Consider the following 23,368-nt stretch of genomic DNA (forward strand, 5'->3'; position numbering starts at 1 on the left):
GCATAACAGGCGTAGCGGGATGGCATGAACAGCCATCCCGACTCCGCTAGCGTCTTGCCGTCCAAAGATCTGGTTATTCTGGGGGGCGGCCTTGTCGGCATGACGCTGGCCCTTGCCGCGGCGAAACGGGGCATCACCTCGCATGTCGTCGAGCGTGAGGACCCCGCCGATCTGACCGCCGAGGGCGTCGATGGGCGCGCCTCGGCGATCAGCGCGGCAAGCTGGAACCTGTTTGCCAATATCGGCCTTGGCGATGTGCTGGCCCCGCTGGGATGTCCGATCGACGCAATTGCCGTGACCGACCAGCACAAGCCGGGCCGCATTGATTTCCGCCCCAAGGCCAATGAAGGCACGCTGGGCCGGATGTATTCCAATCGCGACATCCGCCTCGCCTTGTTCGAGGCCGCGCGCCATGAGCCCAATATCGCATGGCATACCAAGGCCGATGTGGTGAAGCGCGAGCGCGGGCCGCATGGGGTGTCGGCCGCCTTGTCCGATGGCCGCGTCCTGCCGGGTAATCTGCTGATCGGGGCCGAGGGGCGCCGCAGCCCAACCCGCGAAGAGGACGGCATCGGCCTTGTCGCATGGGATTATCACCATACCGCGATCGTCACCGCGCTGGCCCATGACAAGCCGCATGACAATGTGGCCTGGGAAATTTTCTATTCGGCGGGGCCTTTTGCGCTACTGCCCTTGCTGGACCTGAAGCAGCCCACCGCTTCGGGCCGCGTGCATCGCAGCGCGCTGGTCTGGACCGTGCCTTCCAAGGATGCCGCCGGGGTCAAGGCGCTGTCGGACGGTACCTTTGTGGCCGAGATCGAAAAGCGGATGCAGGGCATGTTCGGCGGGATCGAGCTGATTGCAAAGCGCATGGCCTATCCGCTGACCTATCAGAACGCCACGCGCATCGTGGGCGACCGCCTGGCGCTGGTGGGCGATGCGGCGCATGGGATGCACCCGATTGCGGGGCAGGGGCTCAACCTTGGCCTGCGCGATGTGGGGGCCTTGGTCGAGGTGCTGGCCGAAAGCATGCGCCTTGGGCTGGAGCCGGGCGATGCGCAGGTTTTGAAGCGTTATGAAAACTGGCGCGCGCTGGACAATTTCACGACGATGAGCGTGATGGACGGCATCGTGCGCCTGTTCGGCGTGCCGGGGCGGACGGCAAGTGCGGTTCGGCGGCTTGGCATGGGTGCGGTGCAGCGGATGCCAAGCCTGAAAACCTTCTTCATGAACGAGGCGCGCGGCCTTTCAGGCCAATTGCCCAATCTGCTGCGTTAAGGCTTGACCGGCGAGGGCGCGGGGGCCGGAGACGGCGTTGCCGCCGCCTGAACCCCGGCAACCGGCGCTCCGCTGGCCTGCGTCGCAGGAACCTGCGCAGGCCCGGCCAGCGGGCTGGCCTGTTCGATCAGCCGTCCCTGACCATCGCGCAGGCCCTTGGGTTCGAGCAGCGCCGAAGTGTCGAGCGCATCGAGGGCATGCATCGCGGCGGCATAGCGCTGTGCGTCCGCAATCCAGCCCTGCGCGGCCTTGGCCCCCGGCAACAGGCGCACATCCGCAATCGCATCCTCGATCCGCCCCTCGCGCAGGCACAGGCGCGCATGATCGAGCCGCACCTTGGGATCGGGCGCGGCGGGGCGTGTCTCGCTGTGCAGCACGAACAGGCCCGACAGATCGCGCTGGACCTTGGCCCATGTGCTTTGCTTTTCCTCCGGCCCGGTCAATTGCGGGGCCAGAACATCGAGTTGCGCGGAAAGCCGGTCCTGCGTGATGGGCGCGCGGCCAAAGGCGATCACGCCATTGACCACCTGCGGCAGCGCCTCGCCAAAGCGGATGCGCAATTGCCCCTCCAGATAGCCCAGCGGCGTGCCCCGCTCGATGGCGCGGCGGGTGGCGATGGAGACCAGCAGCGCCTCGGCCCGCCCGGCCTGACCGCTGGCCAGCGCGGCCTGCGTTTCAATCGCGCGCAGCTTTTGATCGAGCGCGACGATGCGCGCATTCATCTGCGCCTCGTCCAGCGGATTGATGGCCGGGGCATTGGGGGTCATCATCGGCATGATGCCATGATGCATCCAGCCCATTTGCCACCCGGCAAAGCCCGTCACCCCCGCGCCCAGCGCAAAAACCAGCGCAAAAGCGACCGCCCGCCCGGCGCAGCCCGCCCGCTTGGCGGCGCGTGGCTGATTGGGATATTCCTCATTCATTGTCCGGCCAGACCCCCATCTAAACCAGTGCCATGCAAACCCGTTTCAGTCTGGCACGTTTGCCGCGCCAATGCCAGCATGGCGGCATCGCTGGGCTCCGATGCGGTCAACACATCGCGCCAGCCCCCCGTTTCGTCGCAGATTTGCGCGACGCGCGGCCCGATGGTGATGGCGACGATCCGCGACCGAGACAGGCCCAGTCGGGCGCATTCGGCCATAAAATGGCGCGCAGCCGCGCCCGAATGCAGCATCACGATGAGGCCCGGCAGCGCCGCCACCCCCATCAGCCGCGCCAGCTCCACCGGCATGGGCGCGGGCAGGCTGGCATAGACCACCCGCTCTTCCACCGTCACGCCGGGGGGAGGGCAGAGCGCCACCCGCTCCTCGCCCGACAGGCGCAGCAGGCGGGTATGGCCCGAAACCTTGTCCAGCACATCCTGAAGCCCGCCGCAGCCCTGCCCCGCCACCGCCAGCCCGCGCGACATGGCCGCCTGCGTCGTGACATCGCCCACGCAATAGGCCGGTTTGCCCGCATAGGCATCCAGACCCTCGCCGCCATGGCGCAGCGCATTGGCGCTGCCCAGCAGCAGCGCATCGAAGGCATCGGGCGCGGGCGCATCCCATTCGCGCGCCGCCGTGATGAACAGGGGAAAGGCATAAGCATCCAGCCCCAACGCCACCGCTGCCTGCAACGATGCGCTGGCGCCCGGTTCGGGGCGCAGGATCACGATGGGGGGATTCATGAGGGCGTAACGGCTCCGGAAAAATGCATGGCAATCGTATCAGGCGCCCGTGACAGGAGATCGGCGGCCAGAGCGGCAATCGGGCCATGGTCGAGCGGGGCAAAAGCAGTCTGTCCGTCGATTCGGTCCGCGCCATTGGGGCTGAACAGGCTGGCTAGCAGATGCCAGATGCCGGATTGCTGAACGGTGCGCACGGCGATGGCCGAATGGCATGTTCCGCCGAGCCCTGCCAGCAAGGCGCGTTCGGCCAGCACGGCGATGCGGCTGTCGGCATCGTCAATCGCGGCCAGCAACGCGCGCGTGGCGGCATCGTCGCTGCGGCATTCGATGGCGATGGCCCCCTGGCCCGGCGCGGGCAGCCAGACGTCAGCCTCCAGCGGCGTGCCCGCATCCCCCTGATCCAGCCGGTTGAGGCCCGCCATGGCCAGCAAGGTGGCATCGGCTTCCCCCGCCGCCAGTTTGCCAAGGCGCGTCGCGACATTGCCGCGAAAGGGCACGATTTTCAGATCGGGCCGCAAATTCAACGCCTGCGCCGCGCGGCGCGGCGCGCTGGTGCCCAGCCGCGCCCCATGGGGCAGGGCCGCGATGCTCTGTGCGCCGACCAGACAATCGCGCACATCCTCTCGCGGGAGAATCGCCGCGATGGTCAGCCAGTCAGGGCGGATGGTTTCCACATCTTTCAGGCTGTGGACCGCAAAGTCGATCACGCCTTCGTGCAGCCACAGGTCCAGCTCCTTGGTCCACAAGGCTTTTCCGCCAATATCGGCCAGTGGGCGGTCGAGCACCTTGTCCCCGCTGGCCGTGACGGGCACGATTTCCACCGCGCTTTCGTCCCAGCCATGAGCGGCGCAAAGCCGGGCGCGGGTCTCATGGGCCTGGGCCATGGCGAGGGGGGAGGCACGGGTGCCAAGGCGCAAAATGCGGATTTGGGTTTCTGGTGATTCAGGCATGGTGGGTTGTGCTAAACTGCAATCTCGCTAAGGGGAAGCACAGAACGCGCAATGTCAGGGTGCGCGGGCGCGTGTTGTGATAAAGTACGACACGCACGCAAGGTTCAGGTTGCGCCAAGGCGCAGACGCATGAGGACGGGTGGCCAAACCCTTGAAGATTATTCTGGGTATCGAATCATCCTGCGATGAAACCGCGGTGGCGCTGGTCACCGATGGCCGGGTGATTCTGGCCCAGCGCATCGCCAGTCAGGACGAAGAGCATCGCCCCTATGGCGGCGTGGTGCCCGAAATCGCCGCGCGCGCCCATGCCGAAAGGCTGGCCCCGATGGTCGAGGCGACGCTGGCGGACGCCGGGCTGGGGCTGGATGATGTCGATGCGATCGCGGCCACGGCCGGGCCGGGGTTGATCGGCGGGGTGATGGTCGGGCTGGTCACGGCCAAGGCGCTGGCGATGGCGGCGGACAAGCCGCTGCTGGCGATCAACCATCTCGAAGGGCACGCGCTTTCGCCGCGTCTGGCCGATGCCGAGCTTGCCTATCCCTATCTGCTGCTGCTGGTCAGCGGGGGGCATTGCCAGTTGCTGCGCGTCAATGGCGCGGGCGATTACACCCGCCTTGCCACCACCATCGACGACGCGCTGGGCGAGGCATTTGACAAGACCGCCAAGGTGCTGGGTCTGGGCTATCCGGGCGGGCCTGCGGTGGAAAGGCTGGCGCTGGAGGGCGATCCGCGCGCGGTGCCTCTGCCGCGTCCGCTGCTGGGCGGGGCAGAACCGCATTTCTCCTTTGCGGGCCTGAAAAGCGCGGTGTTGCGCGCCTATGAGACGGGTCAATATTCCAAGGCCGATCTGGCCGCCAGTTTTCAGCAGGCTGCTCTGGACTGCGTGGTGGACCGCACGAAGCGCGCGATGGCGGCGGCGGGCGATGTGACCGCGCTGGTCGTGGCGGGGGGCGTTGCGGCCAACAAGGCGGTGCGCGCCGCGCTCGAAGGGCTGGCGGCGGGGGCGGGCTTGCGCTTTGTTGCGCCACCGCTCAAACTTTGCACCGATAATGCCGCGATGATCGCATGGGCAGGCGTTGAACGTTTCGCACTTGGCATCAACGATCCGCTCGATTTTGCCGCAAGGCCGCGCTGGCCGCTGGATCCCGATGCCGCGCCCGCGCGCGGGGCGGGGGTGAAGGCGTGAGTGCCGTTGGCGTGATTGGTGCCGGCGCCTGGGGCACCGCTCTGGCGCAAATGGTGGCCGGCGATGGCACGCCTGTGATCCTGTGGGCGCGCGAGGCTGCGCTGGTCGAGGAAATCAACACGCGCCGGGCCAATGCGACCTATCTGCCCGGCGTGACCATCGCCGCGCCTGTGCGCGCCACCTGCGATATGGGCGAACTGGCCGGTCTCTCGACGATTCTGGTGGTTTGCCCGGCGCAATTCATGGGCGGCGTGCTGGCGGGGCTGCCTGATGCCCCGCGCGATCTGGTGCTTTGCTCTAAGGGGATCGAGGCAGGCACCGGGCGATTGATGGCCGATGTGGCCGCTGCGGCTCACCCCTCGGCGCAGATCGCCGTCCTGTCGGGCCCGACCTTTGCCCGCGAAGTGGCGATGGGATTGCCCACCGCCATCACGCTGGCCTGTTCGGGCGGCGAGGAACAATGGCGGCGCCTCTCGCCAGTCATCGCCCGTGCAGCTTTCCGCCCGTATTACTCGCCCGATGTGGTGGGCGCCGAGATCGGCGGGGCGGTGAAGAACGTGTTGGCGATTGCTTGCGGTGTGGTGGAAGGTCTGGAGCTGGGCGAGAATGCGCGCGCGGCGCTGATCGCGCGCGGCTATGCCGAAATGCTGCGTTTTGGGGTGGCGCGGGGCGCGCGGGCCGAAACGCTTTCGGGCCTGTGCGGGCTGGGTGATCTCATCCTGACCTGCGCCAGCACGGCCAGTCGCAATTATTCACTTGGCAAGGCGCTGGGCCAAGGGCAGAGCGCTGCACAGGCATTGTCGGGGAAATCCAGTGTTGCGGAGGGCGCGCACACTGCTCCGGTTCTGGCGGATCTGGCCCATCGGGCCGGGATCGCCATGCCGATTGTTGATGCCGTCTGCCGGTTGCTTACGGGGAAAGCACCGGCGGGGGCGGTGGTGTCGGATCTGTTGGCAAGGCCTTTGAAGGCCGAACTGGCCGATCCATCCGAGCCGGGGGATGATACCCCGGCGCACGGGAGTTTTGCTTGAGTCAACCTGTTGCCCTTCCCCTGACCGATGCGGCCGCCCCGGGTGCCGCGTCCGGCGCCGCGCTGGACGAAGTGGTCAATCGCGATCTCAACACGCTGGCCAAGGGTGGGCGGACCAATTTCTTTGGTTTCCTGCTGCGTCTGGCCGCGCGTCTGCCGTTTCTGTTCATCGCCGGGCGGCTGTATGGCGCCGATGCGCTGGGGCGGTTTGCCTCGGCGCTGGTGGTGATCGAACTGGCCTCGCAGCTCTGCACTCTGGGGCAAAAGCGCGGGATCGCGCAAAGATTGTCCGATGACGATCGCGATGCGGCCCATGTGATTGCCGATGGCGTGGTGCTGACGGTGCTGATCGCGGTGCCGGTGACGGTGGGGCTTTTCCTCTTTCCCTGGCCGATGTTCCCCTCGGGCGAGTTTTCCGCTTGGGACCGCTGGCTGGTGCTGGCCATTGCACCGACGGCACTGACCGATATTGCGCTGGCGGCGCTGGCCTATCGCTTTGACGTGGGCGCCACGGTGCGTGCGCGTTCGGTGATCGAGCCATGGACGCTTTCCATCGCGGCGGGCGTGTTCTGGGCGGCGGGCAAATGGGGCGGCACGCATGGCTGGTGGACCCATCTGGGCGCCAGCGGGTTGACGCTGTCCTATGTGGTTTCGGTGTCGGCCGCGATGCTCTCGGCGGCGCTGCCGCTGCTGCGCTCCTATGGTCTGCCGCTGGACTGGACGCCGCATCCGCTGCGGATCGGGCGGCTCGCGCTCAACACCATGCCGCTGGCCGTGGCCGATGCGGTGGAATGGGGTACGCGGCGCATCGACATCGCCATCCTGGGCATGTTTGCCACGCCCACCTCGGTCGGCGTCTATTATGTGGCGCAGCAGGTGGCCAGCCTGCCGCAAAAGCTGAAAACAAGTTTCGAGCCGATCCTTGGCCCGGTCATCACCCGCAATCTGAAGGAAGGCAATCTGGAAGCGATTGCCAAGCAGGTGTGTCAGGTCGGCTTCTGGATTACGGCGGCGCAGGCGGGCATCGCGCTGGCGCTGGGCATTCCGGGCGACGGGGTGCTGGGGCTGGTCGGGCCGCAATTCACCGGCGGGATGCTGGCGCTGGCGTTTTTGCTGGGCGCCGAGGTCTGCGCGGCGCCTGCGGTCGTCAGCGAGGCGGCGCTGATCTATATCGCGCCCTTGCGCAATCTCTGGCTTTCGCTGGCCACTATCGGGCTGCAGGCGATCTTCACGCTGGCGGGCATGCTGATTTCGGGCGGATTTTACTTCGACGAGATGGATCAGGCGGCCTCGGCGGCGGGCGCGCTGATGGTCACGCTCTCCATCGCCAGTCTGGTCAAGTCGCGGCTGCTGCAATGGCATCTGGGCTATAAGGTCGAGACGCTGCGCTGGTCGCTGTTTGTGGCGGCGGTGGCGGCGGGCGCGCTGGGCTGGGCGGTGGTGCGGTTTCTGCCGGAATGGGCGCAGATTGCTCTGGGCATTCCCGCGATTCTGGGGCTTTATTGTCTCGTCATCTGGAGGCTGGGCTTTGGCCCGGCCGACCGCTTGCTGTTTCGCCGCCAGAAGGGCGAACCGACCGCGTAATCGATTGATGTTGTGAGGCGTTTTGATGGTTGAGTTGTTCCAGTCCTATCCTCTGGTCCTTGCCGGCGCGCTGGTTCTGCTGGCGCTGTTGGCGGGCCTGCTGCTGCGCCGGGGCAAGGCGACGCGCGAACGCCACCGCGCTCCCGATGCCATGGACGAGGGCGTAGGGCCCGCACAGCGCAATTCCGCGCTTATCAACGCGCCCAGCGCCGCCTCGAAAGTGTCGCTGCGGCCGGTGGAGCCGGTGGCCGATGTGGCGGTCAAGGTCGAGGCCGAGGTCGAGCCGGACGCTTTTGGCGAACTGGCCGAAGCCGTGGCCGCGCAGGAGGCCGCCACCCAGAGCGACGATCTGACCCGCATCAAGGGGCTGGGACCGAAGCTGAAATCGCGCCTTGCCGAGCTGGGCGTGGTCAGCTTTGCCCAGATTGCAGGGTGGAGCGAGGCTGATATTGTGGCGATTGATGCGCAGTTGGGGACCTTTGCCGGGCGCGCCACGCGGGATCAATGGGTGGCGCAGGCGCAGTTCCTCGCCGCCGGGGATGTGGCGGGGTATGAGGCGAAGTTTGGGAAGTTGTGAGGTTTTGGGTTTGATGCCTCCGGCGGGTTAAGGGCGGGGGCCCTTAACAATCCCGATAGTGTCTATGTTGTGCTTGGTTGGCGGCGTTGCTCATGAGGGCAGCGCCGCAGGCAATTATAGCCTCCGGCGGTTGGGCGTTGCGCTGATCGGCGCCGGAGGCTTTCCAATGAAAACATCGCGTCCGACACCCAAGGCCGAACCCCTAGCGCCACGCCGACAATAAAGGGATTGCAAAGGGCCCCCGCCCTTTGCCCGCCGGAGGCATCTGTTAGCCCCCTACTTCCCCCACTTCTTCTGCTGCTTGCCAAACCGCGTCTTGCGCGTCCCCGGCTTGCCCTCATTCGAGCGCCCGACGATGGGGGCCTTACGCTCACCCTCGGGCAGACCAAGCTCGGTCGCCTCCAAACGTCGGATTTCGTCGCGCAACCGGCCTGCTTCCTCGAATTCGAGATCGGCAGCGGCGGTGCGCATCCGCTTTTCAAGGTCTTCGATATAGGCGCGCAGATTGTGGCCGACGAGGTTGTTGACGCCGTCATCCTCGATATCGACCAGCACGCCATCGCGCGAGGCGGTGTCGGCGACGATGTCGTGGATGTTGCGCTTGATGGTCTGGGGCGTGATGCCGTGGGCCTCGTTATAGGCCTGTTGCTTGGCGCGGCGGCGGTCGGTTTCGGCGATGGCGCGTTCCATGCTGCCGGTCATGCGGTCGGCATAGAGGATCACGCGGCCATCGACATTGCGCGCCGCGCGGCCGATGGTCTGCACCAGCGAGGTTTCCGAGCGCAGGAAGCCTTCCTTGTCCGCGTCGAGGATGCACACCAGCCCGCATTCGGGAATGTCGAGCCCTTCGCGCAGCAGGTTGATGCCGATGAGCACATCATAGACCCCAAGGCGCAGGTCGCGGATCAGTTCGATACGTTCGAGCGTTTCCACATCGGAGTGCATATAGCGGACCCGCACGCCCGCCTCATGCATGAATTCGGTCAGATCCTCGGCCATGCGTTTGGTCAGGGTCGTGACCAGAGTGCGGTAGCCGTTGGCGGCGGTCTTGCGGCATTCCTCGATGCAATCCTGCACCTGATCCTCAACCGGGCGTATTTCGACCGGAGGATCGATCAGGCCGGTGGGGCGGATCACCTGTTCGGCAAAGGTGCCGCCTGATTCCTCCATCTCCCAGGATCCGGGCGTGGCTGAAACCGCCACCGTCTGGGGCCGCATCGCATCCCATTCGTTGAAGCGCAGCGGGCGGTTGTCGATACAACTGGGCAAGCGAAAGCCATATTCGGCCAGCGTGATCTTGCGCCGATGGTCGCCTCGGGCCATCGCGCTGATCTGGGGCACGGTCTGGTGGCTTTCATCGACGAACAGCAGGGCATTGTCGGGCAGATATTCAAACAAGGTCGGCGGCGGTTCGCCCGGCAGACGGCCGGAGAGGAAGCGCGAGTAATTTTCGACGCCTGCGCACGAACCCGTGGCCGCGATCATCTCCAGGTCGAAATTGGTACGCTGTTCCAGCCTTTGCGCCTCCAGCAATTTGCCTTCCGCGTTCAGCTCTTCCAGCCGCACCTGCAGTTCGAAACGGATCGCCTCCATCGCCTGCTTCATCGTCGGGCCGGGGGTGACGTGGTGGCTGTTGGCGTAAACGCGGATCTTGTCCAGCTTGGCCCCGGCCTTGCCGGTCAGGGGGTCGAATTCGCTGATCGCCTCGACCTCATCGCCGAAAAAGCTGATGCGCCAGGCGATGTCCTCATAGTGGCTGGGGAAGATTTCCAGATTGTCGCCGCGCACGCGGAATGTGCCGCGCGCAAAGGCCACCTCGTTGCGCTTATACTGCATCGCAACCAGCTTGCGGATGATCTCGCCCTGATCCTGCGATTCTCCGACCTTCAGGTCAAAGATCATCGCGGCATAGGTTTCCACCGAGCCGATGCCGTAAAGGCAGGACACCGAGGCGACGATGATCACATCCTCGCGTTCGAGCAGCGCGCGCGTGGCCGAGTGGCGCATCCGGTCGATAGCCTCGTTAACGCTGGATTCCTTTTCGATATAGGTGTCCGAACGCGCGACATAGGCTTCGGGCTGATAGTAATCGTAATAGGAGACGAAATATTCCACCGCATTGTCGGGGAAGAAGCTCTTCATCTCGCCATACAATTGCGCGGCCAGAATTTTGTTGGGCGCCAGGATCAGCGCGGGGCGCTGCGTCGCCTGAATGACCTGCGCCATGGTGAAGGTCTTGCCCGAGCCCGTAACGCCCAGCAAAACCTGTGTTTTATCCCCGCTCTCGATGCCCTGCACCAGTTCAGCGATGGCCGTGGGCTGGTCGCCGCTGGGCGTGTAATCGCTGACGATACGCAGGGGTGGGCTGCCTTCGGCCTTGGGCGGGCGGGCAGGGCGATGAGGGACAAAGGTGCCATCGGTATCGGGTTCGGAAAGGCCCCGGCGGATGATGAGTTCAGCCATGATCCATCTATGGGCGTTCGCGATGCGTTCTGCAAGGGCGCGGCCGCGCAAGAGGCGAACAAGGACGCGGCGCGGCGGACTTTAAAGGCAAATCGGCGCTTGTCTATACACCGCTATTTTTTCTTTCGCATACGCAGCAAGGCGCTTGGCAATGGCAGAAGTTTGTTGCAGCTTGAGCCCAGATAACCGGCCGTGGGTGTTCGAGCCGGACAGTATTCAAGGGGTGTTCTATGCCATCCACCACGATCTCGTCTTATGACGAGATGCTCGATGCCGAGGGGAATGTGCGTCCCGCCTATGCCGGCTATCGCGAGTGGTACGAAGCCCAAAGTCCCAAGTGGCTGGAGAAACAGGGCAAGAATGCCGAGGATGTGTTTCGCCGCACCGGCATCACCTTCAATGTCTATGGCGAGGATGCCGGGCAGGAACGCCTGATCCCCTTTGACATGATCCCCCGCATCATCACGGCGGATGAATGGAAGAAACTGTCGCGCGGGATTGACCAGCGGGTGCGCGCGCTCAACGCTTTCCTCCACGATCTTTATCACAAGCGCGAGATTGTGAAGGCGGGCAAGCTGCCCGAACGCCTGCTGGCCCAGAATGAGGCTTTTCTGCCCGAAATGGTGGGCTTTACGCCGCCGGGCGGGGTTTACACCCATATCGTGGGCATAGACCTTGTACGCACCGGGCCTGATGATTTCATGGTGCTGGAGGATAATGCGCGCACGCCTTCGGGCGTCTCCTATATGCTGGAGAACCGCGAGACGATGATGGCGATGTTCCCCGACCTGTTCACCAAGGTCGCGGTGCAGCCGGTGTCGGATTATCCGCGCGCGCTGGCCCGTTCGCTGGCCGCCTGCGCCCCGCCCGCCGCGCAAGGGAGCGACCGGCCGGTGCTGGCGGTGCTGACGCCGGGCATCTACAATTCGGCCTATTACGAACACGCTTTCCTTGCCGATCAGATGGGCGCCGAACTGGTCGAGGCGGCAGATCTGCGGGTGGTCGATGGCCGGGTCTGTATGCGCACGACGCGGGGTTGGCGGGCGATCGACGTGCTTTATCGCCGGGTGGACGATAATTTCCTCGATCCGCTGACCTATAATCCCGATTCGATGCTGGGCGTGGCGGGCATCATGGATGTCTATCGCAGCGGAGGCATCACCATCGCCAATGCGCCCGGCACCGGCATAGCGGACGACAAGGCGATCTATTCCTTCATGCCCGAGATCGTCGAGTTTTATACCGGCGAAAAACCGATCCTGAAGAATGTGCCGACATGGCGGTGCAGCGAGGCGGACGCTTTGGCCTATGTGCTCGATCACCTGCCCGAACTGGTGGTGAAGGAGGTGCATGGCAGCGGCGGTTATGGCATGTTGATCGGGCCGACCAGCAGCAAGGGAGAAATCGCCGCCTTTGAAAAGAAGCTGCGCGCCAACCCGGACAATTACATCGCCCAGCCCACGCTTTCGCTCTCCACCGTGCCGATCTTTACCAAGGCGGGTCTGGCCCCGCGCCATGTCGATCTGCGGCCCTTCGTGCTGGTTTCGCCCCATGGCATCAACATCACGCCGGGCGGCCTGACCCGCGTGGCGCTCAAGAAAGGCTCGCTGGTGGTCAATTCGTCGCAGGGCGGGGGCACCAAGGACAGCTGGGTTCTGGCGGAATAAGGGATAGGATATGTTGGGACGTTCCGCCTGGGGCATTTTCTGGATGGCGCGCTATTTGGAGCGTGCCGAGAACACCGCGCGCTTGCTCGACGCCGGTTTTCGCATGGCATTGACGCGCGGCAATACGGTGGCCAGTGATGAATGGCGCTCCGTGCTGGTCACGCTGGGCATGGATGATGGCTATACCGGCGATATGTCGGGGCCTGCCATCACCAATTGGCTGCTGCGCGGGGCGGGCAATTCGGGCAGTGTGCTGTCCATGATGGAGGCCGCGCGCACGAACGCGCGCATGGTGCGCACCGCCATCACCCGCGAGGTCTGGGAAGTGACCAATGAAAGCTGGATGCAGCTTCAGTCGCTGCTGGCCAAGCCGGTCAAGGAGGCCGATCTGGGCCATGTGCTGGATGTCATCCGCCGACAGGCCACCAGCGTGCGCGGCGCGATGGAAGGCACGATGCTGCGCAATGACATTTTCAACTTTGCCCGCATCGGCACCCATCTGGAGCGGGCGGATAATACGGCGCGCATTCTGGACGTGAAATACCATGTGCTGCTGCCCTCGGCCGCCTGGGTGGGGTCGCGGCTGGACAATGCGCAATGGGAAATGGTGCTGCGCAGCGTCGCGGGCGAGCGGGCGTTCCGCTGGCTTCATGCAGGCGCGCTTGATCCCAAGGGGATTGCGCAATTCCTCATCCTCGACGGGCGTTTCCCGCGCAGCCTGACCTATTGCCTGCGTAAACTGACCAGCAATATGGAATGGCTGTGCCGCGATTATCATCAGGAAACGGCCGCCTATCGGATGCAGAAAGAGGCCAGCGACAGGCTGGGCAAGACCACGATCACCGATATTTTCGAACATGGCCTGCATGAATTTATCACCGAATTCCTCGCCACCAACCGTCTGGTGGCCGATGCCATCGCCGCCGATTACCGTTTCACCGAATAGGCCCGGAGCCAGCTTATGCGCATCTCGATCCAGCACCAGACGCATTACCGCTTTGACCAGCCGGTCTGGCATGGGGTGCAACGCCTGCGCCTGACCCCGCGCGATTGCGCGATGCAAAAGGTGCTGGGCTGGCAATTGTCGGTTCAGGGCGGGGCGATTGAATGCTCGTATGAGGATCACAACCGCAATCTCGTCTCGCTGATCTCGCTGGGCACGGGCAATGGCGAGATCACGATCACCGGGCAGGGGATGATCGAAACCTATGACAAGGCGGGCGTGGTGGGCACGCATACCGGCTTCATGCCGCTTTGGCGGTTGGCCAATCCCACCGAATTGACCAAGCCGGGGCCGAAGATCCGCGCCCTGGCGGCGAAATTCAGCGATGACGGCAGCAATACGATTGCCGTGCTGCATGATCTGATGGCGGCGGTGAACAAGGCGGTGGTCTATGAGGCGGGCCATACCGGTGCGGCCACCACGGCCGAGGCCGCTTTGGCCACCGGCAAGGGCGTGTGTCAGGACCATGCGCAGGTGTTCATGTCGGCTGCGCGCCTGATGGGCCTGCCTGCGCGCTATGTCTCGGGCTATCTGGTGATCGAGGGGCGCGTGGATCAGGATGCGGGCCATGGCTGGGCCGAGGTGCATGTGCCGGGGCTGGGCTGGGTGGGCTTTGATGCGGCCAATGACACCTGCCCGGATGACACCTATGTGCGCCTGGCCGTGGGCGCGGATTACCGCGATGCCGCGCCTGTCACCAGCATGGCGCAGGGCGGGGGCGCGGCGGTGCTGTCCGTGGCGGTGCAGGTGGCTCAGCAGCAGGTGGTGGAACAGTAAGCCCTTTGCGCGCATTCGGCCTATAGGAGCCTACGCAGGGGAGCGGTGACGGGATGCTTGGCATTTTGCCATAGGGTCGGCCATCAAGGCCATCTTCCCTTGACGGGGAGGTCTAATTTTGTGCAACCGCGACTTTAAGGATTCGCGCGGGTTTTGCGCTACATTTCGCGCTGTATCCGGCGCCCGAGGGGAAGAAAGTGACCTACTGTGTTGGCATGATGCTGGATGCCGGGCTGGTGTTGATGAGCGACACCCGCACCAATTCGGGTGTCGACAACATCTCCACCTTCCGCAAACTGTTTCACTGGGAAGTGCCGGGCGAGCGGGTCGTGGCGCTGATGACCAGCGGAAATCTGGCGACAACCCAGGCGGTTGTTTCCAAGATTGAGGAACGGTTCAAACTGCCCAGCGAGCGGCACAATTGCGTGCTGGAGGCCTCGACCATGTTTCAGATGGCGGGCATCGTGGGCAAGACGCTGCGCGAGACGATTGCCGAGCGCGACGCCGATGTCGGCCCGCAGGCGGCCGGGCAATTTGGCGCGACGCTGATTCTGGCCGGACAGATCGAGGGGCAGGAGCCGCGTCTGTTCATGATCTATCCCGAGGGCAATTTCATCGAGGCGACGCTCGACACGCCCTTTTTCCAGATCGGCGAGACAAAATATGGCCGCCCGATCATCCTGCGCGGCTATGACCGCAAGATGGCCTTCGAGGATGCGGTCAAGCTGCTGATGGTCAGCTTCGATTCGACGCTCAAGGCCAATCTGTCGGTGGGTATGCCGCTGGATCTGGTGGTGATCGGGCGCGACGATCTGGGCATCAAGTATGAGCGCCGGATCGAGGCCAATGATTCGTGGTATCGCGTGATCTCGGCCAGCTGGAGCGACAGCCTCAAGGCTGCGCTTGACGGGTTGCCGGACTTTCCGTTTCACGCCGCGCAGGGTTGATCCTCATTTCCGGCAGGCGCGTTATTTCCGGCAAGCTCCGGCGGATTTGAGTGCCGCGCTCAATTCCGCGCTGGCCAGACGCACGCGCATCGCGCCAAATTCGTGGCCGATGCGCGCGTTGGCCCCGGTGGGGTCGCCCGAATAGCCCAATGCGTTGACTGGCCCGTTGCCGTCATTGTCGATTGTGCCGGGCAGATAGGGGCCAGGGCGCACCAGCGAGGGATCGACCGCCAGCGTTTCGGATGTATCCCACAATCCGCCATGGCCGCCGCCCACCTTGCCCTCGGCGCGGATGGCGGCCTCGATCTCGCGGCGGGCGCGGGTATAACCGTCGGAAATGTAGAAGACCTGCGCGCCCTTGTCGGCAAATTCGGCATTGAGGCGGGCCGCGACTTCGGCCAGCGGCTTCTGGCTGGGGCCATGTTCACTCATCAGCGCGATCCGGCGGAAACCGCCATTGATAAGGCTGCGGGCCACATCTTCGTTAACGGCGGCAAATGTCTCGGGGCGCAGGCTGATCGTGCCGGGAAAGGGCGTCATATAGGGCGGATTGGGCGCATAATGCAGCACCGGCGCGATCAGCGCATCGCCCACATTGCGGGCAATAGCCTCGCCATAGGCGCGGATGCGCGCGGCATGTTTGCCCAGCGCCAGATAGGGGCCGGTCTCTTCAGTGCCGCCGCTGAACACGATAACCACCGGGCAACCCTTGTCTATTCGGCTCTTGAGCTCGGCGGTGGTATAGTCATCGAGCCAGACGCTGGGCGCACGCGGGATGATGCGCGGGGCCGCCGACAGAGGGGCCGCCAAAGCAACCATACCCAGTGCGCAGGCCCAACGGCGGACGGCGATTGATTGACGAAACATGGCCCAAACCCTCCCGAACAGCGGTTCAGATTGGAGGGAGGCACCCCATTGTCAAGCTGGACGATGGTTAACGGCCGTCCCGTTTAACGACAGATGCCGTTGTTCATCAGGTCCACATGCAAATGATTGCGATGGGCGGCATTGAAATCAGGCCCCAAAGTGGTGCCAAAGCGGCGGCAGGCCGATTGATGAACGGTGCGCAGAAATTCGCGCTCGGCCGGATCGGGCGAATTCCAGCCGTTCAGCACGGTGATTCGCCGCCCGTCGGCCAGTACAAAGGCGGCCACGTCGATGGCATTGCCGGTGGCATGAGCGCTGCGCTTGTCGGTGCCCGCCACGTTGCGACAACTGTAGCTGCCCATGGTTTCGATGCGCACCAGCGGACTGCCCAGAATCGCGCGGGCGGCGCGGTCCACCCCGAATCGCGCCCATCCGGCAAAGGTGTTGGCCAGCGGGCAGGTGACAGGGCCGAGATTGGAAATGTTGAAGGATTGGCTGTCGCCCGACAGGCTGGCCAGACGCACCGCGTTGAAGGTCGCGCATCCCGCGCCGTAATATTGGTCGGGCAGGGGCGTGAAACCGGCAGCCTTGGCGCCAAGGTCGGACAGGCATTGCCCCTCGTCCGGGCGGATGGGCTGATAGGCGATGGTGGCTTGCGGCCGGGCGCGGTGGGGCGTGTCGGGAATGGCCCCGCCGCATCCGCCCAGCGTGAGGCAGAGCGCCAGCGCGACCAGCAATGTTGAACGAGGGGGCTGTTCCATATGGCGTGATGAACCCTGTGGCGGCCGGATACTAGGTAATGGCGCGTGGTTAAAACGAGGTTTATCATCGGGTTGAAGTATGCGGCGCCTACGCAGGAAAATGCCGCATTTTTGCCGGATTGGCGCGAAATTCTTCACGGCCAATGGAAAATTTTCGCATCTGTTGCAAAAAAGTCTGCTTGACTGTTCCGCGCCGATCTCTAGAGCGGCCGGCGGGCCACGCGGTCCCAACGCCGCGCGTGCTCTCTGTAAGGAGAGACTACATGACTATCCAAGTTCCGGCTAAGAAGCCGGCTCGCCCCTTTTTCTCGTCGGGGCCCTGCGCCAAGCCGCCTGTCTACGATCTCGCCAAGCTCGCGACCGAGTCGCTGGGCCGTTCGCACCGCGCGAAGATCGGCAAGACGCGTTTGGCCTATTGCATCGATCTGATGCGCGAAATTCTCCAGCTCCCTGAAACGCACCGCATCGGCATCGTGCCCGGTTCGGACACGGGCGCTTTCGAAATGGCGATGTGGACCATGCTGGGCGCCAAGCCCGTCACCACGCTTGCATGGGAATCGTTCGGTGAGGGTTGGGTCACCGACGTTGCCAAGCAGCTCAAGCTGGACCCCACGATCATCCGCGCCGATTATGGCCAGATCCCCGATCTGAACACGATCGACTGGACCAATGACGTGCTGTTCACCTGGAACGGCACCACCAGCGGCGCGCGCGTTCCTAACGCCGATTTCATCCCCGCCGACCGTGAAGGTCTGTCTTTCGCTGACGCCACCTCGGCGGTGTTCGCTTACGACATCGACTGGTCGAAGATCGACGTCGCCACCTTCTCTTGGCAGAAGGTTCTGGGCGGCGAAGGCGGCCATGGCGTGCTGATCCTCGGCCCCCGCGCTGTTGAACGCCTTGAAACCTACACCCCCGCATGGCCTCTGCCCAAGGTGTTCCGCCTTGTGTCGAAGGGCAAGCTGGCCGAAGGCGTGTTCAAGGGCGAAACCATCAACACCCCCTCGATGCTGGCCGTGGAAGACGCGATTTTCGCGCTGGAATGGGCCAAGGATCTGGGCGGTCTGAAGGGTCTTCAGGCTCGCAGCGACGCCAATGCCGCCGCGCTGAACAAGATCGTTGAAGAGCGTTCGTGGCTCTCGCATCTGGCCGCCGACGAGGCGACCCGTTCGAAGACCTCGGTGTGCCTGAGCGTTGAAGGCGCGGACGCTGACTTCATCAAGAAGTTTGCCGCTGTGCTGGAAAAGGCGGATGCCGCCTATGACATCGCGGGCTATCGCGATGCGCCTGCTGGTCTTCGCATCTGGTGCGGCGCCACGGTCAATGTCGAGGATATCGAAGACCTCGGTCCCTGGCTGGATTACGCCTACGCCACCGTCAAGGCTGGCTAAACCAAGCTGATTTTTTGCGGGGACGCGCTCAAGTCGTCCCCGCCATTTTCCCCCATTCACATGAGGATACGATTCCCATGACCGAGACTCGCAAGCCCCGCGTCCTTATTTCGGACAAGATGGACCCCAACGCCGCCCGCATTTTCACCGAAATGGGCTGCGATGTGGACGTCATCACCGGCGAAACCCCCGAACAGCTGATCGCCCGCATTGGCGACTATGATGGTCTGGCCATCCGTTCGAGCACCCGCGTGACCAAGGAAGTGCTCGACGCCGCCACCAATCTGAAGGTCATCGGCCGCGCCGGTATCGGCGTGGATAACGTGGACATCCCCTATGCCAGCGCCAAGGGCGTTGTCGTGATGAACACGCCTTTCGGCAATTCGATCACCACCGCCGAACATGCCATCGCGATGATCTTCGCTCTGGCCCGCCAGATCCCCGAAGCCAACGAGCAGACCCAGAAGGGCCTGTGGCCGAAGAACGGCTTCATGGGCGTGGAAGTCACCGGCAAGACGCTCGGCCTGATCGGCGCGGGCAACATCGGTTCGATCGTTGCTTCGCGCGCGCTGGGTCTGCGCATGAAGGTCGTCGCTTACGATCCGTTCCTGACGCCCGAGCGCGCCGTGGAAATGGGCGTGGAAAAGGCCGACCTCGACACGCTGCTGGCCAAGGCTGACTTCATCACGCTGCACACCCCGCTGACGGCTGAAACCAAGAACATCCTGAGCCGCGAGAATCTGGCCAAGACCAAGAAGGGCGTGCGCATCGTCAACTGTGCCCGTGGCGGCCTGATCGACGAAGCGGCTCTCAAGGACGCTCTGGATTCGGGCCATGTTGCGGGCGCCGCTCTCGACGTGTTCCAGACCGAACCGGCCAAGGAATCGCCGCTGTTCGGCACCAAGAACTTCATCTGCACCCCGCACCTTGGCGCTTCGACCACCGAAGCTCAGGTCAATGTGGCGCTCCAGGTTGCTGAACAGCTTGGCGAATACCTGACCACCGGCGGCGTGACCAATGCGCTCAACGTGCCTTCGCTCTCGGCTGAAGAAGCTCCCAAGCTGCGTCCCTACATGGCTTTGGCTGAAAAGCTGGGCAGCCTCGTGGGCCAGCTCACCCCCTCGGCCGTGGCTCGCATCTCGATCCACACCGAAGGCGCGGCGACCGAACTCAACGCCAAGCCCATCGTAGCGGCTGTTCTCTGCGGCTTCCTGCGCGTTCAGTCGGCCACGGTGAACATGGTCAACGCTCCGTTCCTCGCCAAGGAACGCGGCCTTGAAGTGCGCGAAGTGAAGACTGAAAAGACCGGTGACTACCACACGCTCATCCGCGTCTCGGTCAAGACCGAAGCGGGCGAACGCTCGGTGGCCGGTACGCTGTTCTCGAACGCCGAACCGCGCCTCGTCGAACTGTTCGGCATCAAGGTTGAAGCCGAACTGACCGGCGACATGATGTATATCGTCAACGAAGACGCCCCCGGCTTCATCGGCCGCATCGGTACGCTCCTTGGCGAAAACGGCATCAACATCGGCACGTTCAACCTCGGTCGCCGCGAAGCCGGCGGCGAGGCGGTCCTGCTGCTCTCGGTCGACAGCCCGGTCGCCGGCGACGTGCTCGAAGCCGCAGGCAAACTGCCCGGCGTGAAGCGTGCCAAGGCACTGGCGTTCTGATCTGAACGTTAGGGTTTGAAGGATTAGGGCGGGGGTCTCGGATGAGGCTTCCGCCCTTTTTCTTTGGGAATTTGCCTCCGGCGGGCAAAGGGCGGGGGCCCTTTGCAATCCCATTATGGGGTTGCGCTAAGGTTCGGCGGGGGTGTTCGCACGATTGGTTTGAAAGCCTGCGGCGCGGCGAAGTTGCGGAAAATGCGCCGCAGGCTTTAGAAATTCCAACGACGCGTCTGACACCCATTGGCCGAACCCGACCCGCAACGCAGACAGTAATGGGAGCGCGAGGGACGAGTCCCTCGCATCTATTCTGCCTTCCTAAAATGCCAAACCCCCGCTAAAGCCCGCCCCATGATGGACACCGAAACCCGCGATTTGCTGCCCGAGGGCCTGGAAGACCGACTGCCGCAGGATACGGCGGCCGCGACGCGCATTACGCGCGCGATCATGGATGTGCTGGACAGCCATGGCTATGACCGGGTTCAGCCGCCGGGGGTTGAGTTCGAGCGCTCCTTGGCCAGTCGCATGGCGGGCATCGAGACGCGGCGCATGGTGCGCTTCATTGATCCCTCGTCCCTGCGGATGATGGCGCTGCGCAGCGATATCACGCCGCAGGTGGGTCGTATTGCCGTGACGCGTTTGAAGGATGCCCCGCGCCCGCTGCGTCTGGCCTATGCCGGGCAGGTGACGGCGATCAAGGGTGATGGCCTCGACCCCACGCGTGAGCGTTTGCAGATCGGCGCCGAGCTGATCGGCCATGCGGGCACGGCGGCGGCGGGCGAGGTGGTGGCGGTGGCCATCGAGGCGCTTCAGGCGGCAGGCGCCACTGGAATTTCGGTCGATTTCACGATGCCGGGTCTGGTCGATGCCTTGGCCGCTGGCCCTTGGCCGTTGACGTCTGCGCAACTGGATGCTGTCCGCCGCGAACTGGACGCCAAGGATGCGGGCGCGCTGGTGACCGAGGGCGGGGCGGCATACCTGCCGCTGATCCACGCCACCGGGCCGCTGGACGCCGCGATTGCCCGCCTTGAGGCGCTCGCTTTGGGCGAGGTGCTCGACGAGCGCATCGCCGCGCTGCGCCAGATTGCGGCGCGCCTGCCTGCCGGTGTGCGCATGACGCTGGACCCGACCGAGCGGCATGGGTTTGAATATCAGAGCTGGTTTGGCTTCCAGATCTTTGCCGATGGGGTGCGCGGCGCGGTGGCGCGTGGCGGGTCCTATTCGATTCTGGGCGAACCGGCCGAACCGGCGGTGGGTTTCTCGCTCTATCCCGATCCGTTGATTACGGCGCTGGCCGCGCATGAGGCGCCGCGCGATCTGCTGTTCCTGCCGCTGGGCCATGATACGGGCGCGGCGGCGCGGCTGCGGGCAGTGGGCTGGCGCACGGTGGCGGCGCTGGGCGATGCCTGCGATGCGGCAACCTTGGGCGCCACCCACCGGCTTGAGGGCGGCGAGGTGGTCGCGCTTTAATCTGCGCTGAGGAGGGCGTCGAAGCGGCTTCGCGCGCCTTCCACCTCCTCCAGATGGGCTTCGGCCCATTGCCAGACCCCGCAGAATGCGGCGCTCAGACTATGGCCCAGCGGCGTCAGTTCATAATCGACGCGCGGCGGGATGACCGGGTGGATGGTGCGCGTCACCAGCCCGTCGCGCTCCATCGCGCGCAGGGTCTGCGTCAGCATCTTCTGGCTGATGCCCGGCACGGCGCGCCCGATCTGGGTAAAGCGCAGAACGCCGCCTTCCTCCAGCACTTCCAGAATAAGCAGCGTCCATTTGTCGGCCACACGGCCGATCAATTCGTTGACGAGCGCATCAACGCGCGGATCACTTGGGGGATAGTTACTCTCCATCGGGTAAGTATAAATATTTCAGGTGCCTTCTTCAATCGGGAGAGCGAAGGCGTAAATGGAGTGTCGCACCCCAAAAGGAGACATTCCATGCAGACCAGCGGCAACACCATCCTCATCACCGGCGGCACCTCGGGCATCGGGCGCGCCCTGGCCGAGAGGTTTCATGCACAAGGCAATCAGGTCATCATCGCCGGACGGCGTCAGGCCCTGATCGACGAGATCATCGCGGCCAATCCCGGCATGGCGGGCTTTGCGCTGAATATTGACGATCCGGCCGACATTGCCCGCGCCGCGCAGGCGATCATCGCGGCCTATCCCGCGCTCAACGTGCTTATCAACAATGCTGGCATCATGCGTTTCGAGGATGCGACCGGCGCCCGCGACCTGTCCGATGCGGAAGGCATGATCACTTCCAACCTGCTTGGCCCGATCCGCATGACCGATGCCTTGATCGACCATCTGAAAACGCAGGCCAACCCGGCCATCGTCAATGTCACCTCGGGGCTGGCCTTTGTGCCGCTGCTCTCCACGCCCACCTATAACGCCACCAAGGCCGCGCTTCATTCCTATACGCTGGCCCTGCGCGCGCTGCTGGCCGGGCGGGTCGAGGTGATCGAACTGGCCCCGCCCGCCGTGCAGACCGACCTGACGCCGGGGCAGGCCACGCGCGAGGGCTATCTGCCGCTGACCGACTTTATCGACGAGGTGATGGGCCTGTTTGCGCAAACCCCCACCCCGGCCGAGATCAATGTCGAGCGCGTGCAATTCCTGCGCCGCGCCGAGATCGAGGGGCGGCTGGACCAGACCATCGCCATGATCAACGCGCATTAAACGCCGAACACGCCCTTTAACCAGCGGTCCACCACCGGCGTTGCGGCATAGTCGGGATCGCCCAGACGACGGTTGATCTCGACATGCCCCTGCAACCCGCGCCCGTCAAAGCTCTGCGTCTCGACCTGCGCCCCCGCGCGGCGCAGCGCCTCGGCCAGAGCTTTGGCCTGCGCCAGCCCATCCTCGCGCTGAACATTGATGAAGAGAAAGCGCGAGGCATTGGGCGCTGCGGCATAAGTCAAAGGCGAGAGAGAGCGCTGGCGGGCGGGATCATCGCCAAAGGCCTGCTTGTACCGCCCCAGCATATAGGCCCCCGCCGCGGCCATTTGCGAGGGGACATCATAGGCCGCCCCGTCAATCGGCAGGACGCCCGCCAGATCCCCCTGCGAAAGGCCGACCCGCGCCAGATAGCGTTCATCCGTGCCCAGCAGCGCCACCAGATGCGCGCCCGCCGAATGGCCCATCAGCACGATGCGGTGCCGGTCTATCCCCAGCCGATCCGCATCCGCGATCAGCCGCGCCAAAGCCGCCGCCACATCGCCCGCCTCATCCTCGACGCCCACCTGCGGCACAAGGCGATAGTTGATGGACGCAAAGGCATAGCCCAGCGACATGTAATGCGGAGCTTTCCACCCGCCCGTCGCATTGTCCTTGTTGCCCTGCGTCCACCCGCCGCCATGGACAAAGACCACCAGCGGCGCCTTGCCTCCGCTCGCGGCGAGCGGGGTAAAGTCCAGATTCTGCATCGGATCGGCGCCATAGGCGATGGTCTGATGCGCGGGGGCGGCCGGGGCGGGCGCCCCTTTGTGCGCGGCGCGCGCCATGCGGCGCATCATCATCGCGCCCATCAGCAATTGCGATTGCGCGGGCACCGAAACG

21 protein-coding genes are annotated in these 23,368 nt (G+C 64.4%); 13 read left to right on the forward strand and 8 right to left on the reverse strand.

The window, feature by feature from the left end; all coding sequences use genetic code 11:
- Window positions 1-24: 24 nt before the first annotated feature.
- Window positions 25-1,278 carry a UbiH/UbiF/VisC/COQ6 family ubiquinone biosynthesis hydroxylase gene (locus tag FHW92_RS16285; protein WP_168604327.1) on the forward strand — a complete coding sequence of 418 codons (1,254 nt, stop codon included), beginning with the start codon at window positions 25-27 and terminating at the stop codon, window positions 1,276-1,278.
- Here FHW92_RS16285 and FHW92_RS16290 read toward each other — a convergent pair.
- Genes FHW92_RS16290 through hemC form a run of 3 tightly spaced genes read right to left on the reverse strand, consistent with a single transcriptional unit; the run spans window position 1,275 to window position 3,894 of the window.
- Window positions 1,275-2,201, reverse strand: coding sequence for a hypothetical protein (locus FHW92_RS16290; RefSeq protein ID WP_168604328.1), 927 nt, complete (start codon window positions 2,199-2,201; stop codon window positions 1,275-1,277). The genes FHW92_RS16285 and FHW92_RS16290 overlap by 4 nt on opposite strands.
- Window positions 2,198-2,944, reverse strand: coding sequence for a uroporphyrinogen-III synthase (locus tag FHW92_RS16295; protein ID WP_168604329.1), 747 nt, complete (start codon window positions 2,942-2,944; stop codon window positions 2,198-2,200). Before FHW92_RS16295 ends, FHW92_RS16290 begins: the two co-directional genes overlap by 4 nt.
- The gene (hemC, locus tag FHW92_RS16300) at window positions 2,941-3,894 is read right to left on the reverse strand and encodes a hydroxymethylbilane synthase (protein ID WP_168604330.1); all 954 of its coding nucleotides are present in this window, start codon (window positions 3,892-3,894) and stop codon (window positions 2,941-2,943) included. Before hemC ends, FHW92_RS16295 begins: the two co-directional genes overlap by 4 nt.
- 151 nt (window positions 3,895-4,045) lie before the next feature.
- Between hemC and tsaD the strand changes: the two genes are divergently transcribed.
- Genes tsaD through FHW92_RS16320 form a run of 4 tightly spaced genes read left to right on the forward strand, consistent with a single transcriptional unit; the run spans window position 4,046 to window position 8,271 of the window.
- A complete protein-coding gene (gene tsaD / locus FHW92_RS16305) occupies window positions 4,046-5,080 on the forward strand; it encodes a tRNA (adenosine(37)-N6)-threonylcarbamoyltransferase complex transferase subunit TsaD (protein WP_168604331.1) in 1,035 nt (344 codons plus the stop codon).
- On the forward strand, window positions 5,077-6,111 hold the full coding sequence (locus tag FHW92_RS16310; protein WP_168604332.1) for an NAD(P)H-dependent glycerol-3-phosphate dehydrogenase: 1,035 nt from the start codon (window positions 5,077-5,079) through the stop codon (window positions 6,109-6,111). Before tsaD ends, FHW92_RS16310 begins: the two co-directional genes overlap by 4 nt.
- Window positions 6,108-7,694: a lipopolysaccharide biosynthesis protein gene (locus FHW92_RS16315; RefSeq protein WP_310013028.1), complete on the forward strand. Its 1,587-nt coding sequence runs from the start codon at window positions 6,108-6,110 to the stop codon at window positions 7,692-7,694. The genes FHW92_RS16310 and FHW92_RS16315 overlap by 4 nt, the downstream gene beginning before the upstream one ends.
- A 25-nt stretch (window positions 7,695-7,719) precedes the next feature.
- On the forward strand, window positions 7,720-8,271 hold the full coding sequence (locus FHW92_RS16320; protein ID WP_168604333.1) for a hypothetical protein: 552 nt from the start codon (window positions 7,720-7,722) through the stop codon (window positions 8,269-8,271).
- A gap of 276 nt (window positions 8,272-8,547) precedes the next feature.
- On the opposite strand, the gene uvrB is transcribed toward FHW92_RS16320, so the two are convergent.
- Complete coding sequence (gene uvrB / locus FHW92_RS16325) at window positions 8,548-10,734, reverse strand: excinuclease ABC subunit UvrB (protein WP_168604334.1); 2,187 nt, start codon at window positions 10,732-10,734, stop codon at window positions 8,548-8,550.
- Window positions 10,735-10,964: 230 nt separating this feature from the next.
- Here uvrB and FHW92_RS16330 point away from each other — a divergent pair, with 230 nt between their 5' ends.
- The 4 genes from FHW92_RS16330 to FHW92_RS16345 all read left to right on the forward strand — a co-directional run bounded on the left by FHW92_RS16330 (window position 10,965) and on the right by FHW92_RS16345 (window position 15,128).
- A complete protein-coding gene (locus FHW92_RS16330) occupies window positions 10,965-12,401 on the forward strand; it encodes a circularly permuted type 2 ATP-grasp protein (protein WP_168604335.1) in 1,437 nt (478 codons plus the stop codon).
- A gap of 10 nt (window positions 12,402-12,411) precedes the next feature.
- Window positions 12,412-13,347 carry an alpha-E domain-containing protein gene (locus tag FHW92_RS16335; protein ID WP_168604336.1) on the forward strand — a complete coding sequence of 312 codons (936 nt, stop codon included), beginning with the start codon at window positions 12,412-12,414 and terminating at the stop codon, window positions 13,345-13,347.
- Between the two features lie 15 nt (window positions 13,348-13,362).
- Window positions 13,363-14,181 (forward strand): transglutaminase family protein, encoded by an 819-nt coding sequence (locus tag FHW92_RS16340; RefSeq protein ID WP_168604337.1) that lies wholly within the window; start codon window positions 13,363-13,365, stop codon window positions 14,179-14,181.
- Between the two features lie 197 nt (window positions 14,182-14,378).
- Window positions 14,379-15,128 (forward strand): peptidase, encoded by a 750-nt coding sequence (locus FHW92_RS16345; RefSeq protein WP_168604338.1) that lies wholly within the window; start codon window positions 14,379-14,381, stop codon window positions 15,126-15,128.
- Window positions 15,129-15,149: 21 nt separating this feature from the next.
- On the opposite strand, the gene FHW92_RS16350 is transcribed toward FHW92_RS16345, so the two are convergent.
- Window positions 15,150-15,995: a creatininase family protein gene (locus tag FHW92_RS16350; RefSeq protein ID WP_168604339.1), complete on the reverse strand. Its 846-nt coding sequence runs from the start codon at window positions 15,993-15,995 to the stop codon at window positions 15,150-15,152.
- Window positions 15,996-16,078: 83 nt separating this feature from the next.
- A complete protein-coding gene (locus FHW92_RS16355) occupies window positions 16,079-16,756 on the reverse strand; it encodes an extensin family protein (RefSeq protein ID WP_168604340.1) in 678 nt (225 codons plus the stop codon).
- A gap of 263 nt (window positions 16,757-17,019) precedes the next feature.
- Here FHW92_RS16355 and FHW92_RS16360 point away from each other — a divergent pair, with 263 nt between their 5' ends.
- From FHW92_RS16360 to FHW92_RS16370, 3 genes are all read left to right on the forward strand, one after another.
- Window positions 17,020-18,147, forward strand: a complete 1,128-nt coding sequence (locus FHW92_RS16360; RefSeq protein WP_168604341.1) for a phosphoserine transaminase — start codon at window positions 17,020-17,022, stop codon at window positions 18,145-18,147.
- A gap of 77 nt (window positions 18,148-18,224) precedes the next feature.
- Window positions 18,225-19,817 (forward strand): phosphoglycerate dehydrogenase, encoded by a 1,593-nt coding sequence (gene serA / locus FHW92_RS16365; protein WP_168604342.1) that lies wholly within the window; start codon window positions 18,225-18,227, stop codon window positions 19,815-19,817.
- Between the two features lie 345 nt (window positions 19,818-20,162).
- On the forward strand, window positions 20,163-21,281 hold the full coding sequence (locus FHW92_RS16370) for an ATP phosphoribosyltransferase regulatory subunit (RefSeq protein ID WP_168604343.1): 1,119 nt from the start codon (window positions 20,163-20,165) through the stop codon (window positions 21,279-21,281).
- Here the strand turns inward: FHW92_RS16370 and FHW92_RS16375 are convergent.
- Window positions 21,278-21,658: a helix-turn-helix domain-containing protein gene (locus tag FHW92_RS16375; protein ID WP_168604344.1), complete on the reverse strand. Its 381-nt coding sequence runs from the start codon at window positions 21,656-21,658 to the stop codon at window positions 21,278-21,280. The two genes, FHW92_RS16370 and FHW92_RS16375, sit on opposite strands and share 4 nt — an antisense overlap.
- Before the next feature lie 87 nt (window positions 21,659-21,745).
- Here FHW92_RS16375 and FHW92_RS16380 point away from each other — a divergent pair, with 87 nt between their 5' ends.
- Window positions 21,746-22,489 (forward strand): SDR family oxidoreductase, encoded by a 744-nt coding sequence (locus FHW92_RS16380; RefSeq protein ID WP_168604345.1) that lies wholly within the window; start codon window positions 21,746-21,748, stop codon window positions 22,487-22,489.
- On the opposite strand, the gene FHW92_RS16385 is transcribed toward FHW92_RS16380, so the two are convergent.
- Window positions 22,486-23,322, reverse strand: coding sequence for an alpha/beta hydrolase (locus FHW92_RS16385; RefSeq protein WP_246870224.1), 837 nt, complete (start codon window positions 23,320-23,322; stop codon window positions 22,486-22,488). The two genes, FHW92_RS16380 and FHW92_RS16385, sit on opposite strands and share 4 nt — an antisense overlap.
- Between the last annotated feature and the right edge of the window lie 46 nt (window positions 23,323-23,368).

This window comes from Novosphingobium sp. SG707 (genome assembly GCF_012275515.1).
GTDB lineage: Bacteria > Pseudomonadota > Alphaproteobacteria > Sphingomonadales > Sphingomonadaceae > Novosphingobium.

What these genes read in the sequence shown, in the direction of transcription:
- FHW92_RS16285 (WP_168604327.1), top strand. Translation starts at nt 25, where the DNA reads ATGAACAGCCATCCCGACTCCGCTAGCGTCTTGCCGTCCAAAGATCTG.
- FHW92_RS16290 (WP_168604328.1), bottom strand. Translation starts at nt 2,201, where the DNA reads ATGAATGAGGAATATCCCAATCAGCCACGCGCCGCCAAGCGGGCGGGC.
- FHW92_RS16295 (WP_168604329.1), bottom strand. Translation starts at nt 2,944, where the DNA reads ATGAATCCCCCCATCGTGATCCTGCGCCCCGAACCGGGCGCCAGCGCA.
- hemC (WP_168604330.1), bottom strand. Translation starts at nt 3,894, where the DNA reads ATGCCTGAATCACCAGAAACCCAAATCCGCATTTTGCGCCTTGGCACC.
- FHW92_RS16320 (WP_168604333.1), top strand. Translation starts at nt 7,720, where the DNA reads ATGGTTGAGTTGTTCCAGTCCTATCCTCTGGTCCTTGCCGGCGCGCTG.
- uvrB (WP_168604334.1), bottom strand. Translation starts at nt 10,734, where the DNA reads ATGGCTGAACTCATCATCCGCCGGGGCCTTTCCGAACCCGATACCGAT.
- FHW92_RS16330 (WP_168604335.1), top strand. Translation starts at nt 10,965, where the DNA reads ATGCCATCCACCACGATCTCGTCTTATGACGAGATGCTCGATGCCGAG.
- FHW92_RS16335 (WP_168604336.1), top strand. Translation starts at nt 12,412, where the DNA reads ATGTTGGGACGTTCCGCCTGGGGCATTTTCTGGATGGCGCGCTATTTG.
- FHW92_RS16340 (WP_168604337.1), top strand. Translation starts at nt 13,363, where the DNA reads ATGCGCATCTCGATCCAGCACCAGACGCATTACCGCTTTGACCAGCCG.
- FHW92_RS16350 (WP_168604339.1), bottom strand. Translation starts at nt 15,995, where the DNA reads ATGTTTCGTCAATCAATCGCCGTCCGCCGTTGGGCCTGCGCACTGGGT.
- FHW92_RS16355 (WP_168604340.1), bottom strand. Translation starts at nt 16,756, where the DNA reads ATGGAACAGCCCCCTCGTTCAACATTGCTGGTCGCGCTGGCGCTCTGC.
- FHW92_RS16360 (WP_168604341.1), top strand. Translation starts at nt 17,020, where the DNA reads ATGACTATCCAAGTTCCGGCTAAGAAGCCGGCTCGCCCCTTTTTCTCG.
- serA (WP_168604342.1), top strand. Translation starts at nt 18,225, where the DNA reads ATGACCGAGACTCGCAAGCCCCGCGTCCTTATTTCGGACAAGATGGAC.
- FHW92_RS16370 (WP_168604343.1), top strand. Translation starts at nt 20,163, where the DNA reads ATGATGGACACCGAAACCCGCGATTTGCTGCCCGAGGGCCTGGAAGAC.
- FHW92_RS16375 (WP_168604344.1), bottom strand. Translation starts at nt 21,658, where the DNA reads ATGGAGAGTAACTATCCCCCAAGTGATCCGCGCGTTGATGCGCTCGTC.
- FHW92_RS16380 (WP_168604345.1), top strand. Translation starts at nt 21,746, where the DNA reads ATGCAGACCAGCGGCAACACCATCCTCATCACCGGCGGCACCTCGGGC.
- FHW92_RS16385 (WP_246870224.1), bottom strand. Translation starts at nt 23,322, where the DNA reads ATGCGCCGCATGGCGCGCGCCGCGCACAAAGGGGCGCCCGCCCCGGCC.